At 44.9% G+C, this 804-nt stretch carries 1 protein-coding gene; it reads right to left on the reverse strand.

Translation table 11 applies throughout. The features are described from left to right. Nucleotides 1-804, reverse strand: an 804-nt coding sequence (locus EWZ81_RS04050) for a SabA family sialic acid-binding adhesin (RefSeq protein ID WP_341846692.1), incomplete at both ends; no start/stop codon positions are given.

Raw genomic sequence — 804 nt, forward strand, 5'->3', positions numbered from 1 at the left:
GATTTGGGTGTTTTCATTAGCGTTGAGCTGTTTGGTTTTTTCTAAAACGGCTTGAGCGTTTTTAATCATTTCGTTAATAGCGTTAAAAGAAGGGCCAAAAATATCCACTACATTCCCAGGCGTAGAACTCAACCCCCATGCTTTACCGCCATTGCTCGTTTGCACATGGGGGTTTTGAGTGGTAAGGACTTGCATGATAGTAGCGGCTTGTTGCAAAAGGTATTCAGCGCTATTGTTGTATGTGAATCGTATTGAGAGTGGGAGTGATGATCCGCCTGAATAAGAGGTTGGGATCTCTTTCCCATTCTCTGTATAATAATGCTCTATGATATTGTTTTGTGCAGTGGTCCTATAATTGGTTTGTTGTATGTTGACTACCCCTGTTTTGGTGGTGTCATTCAAGGCAGGCATCCCGCCTCCTTGGTTTTGGTTTAAAGCGGTTTGGATAATTTGATAAGCTTGGTTGAGTTTTTGGTATTCGTCAATGGATAGGATGCCATTAGGGCCTGTCCCATACGCTTGATTGCAAGTGGTGGTGGTCCCATTAAGGGCTGGCGTGTTACCAAACGATTGGTAGCTTTGATTATTGGTAGGGCCAGGGCCGCAGCCAATAAAAAGGGCTATGACTTGCCACATGCCCACAGCGGCATTGAGCGCTAAAGCCACAGCTTGATAGGCGGGGGAAGTGGTGGTAGCGCTAGTGAGATTAATGGCGCTTGAGCTTAAATTATCAATCGCACTGGTAATCGCGCTCGGTGTGCTGGCTAGATTGACTAAAGAGTTAAGGTAATTGTATTGGTTTAA

Origin of the sequence: Helicobacter pylori (assembly GCF_011140715.1) — a bacterium.
GTDB classification, from domain to species: Bacteria; Campylobacterota; Campylobacteria; order Campylobacterales; family Helicobacteraceae; genus Helicobacter; species Helicobacter pylori_DA.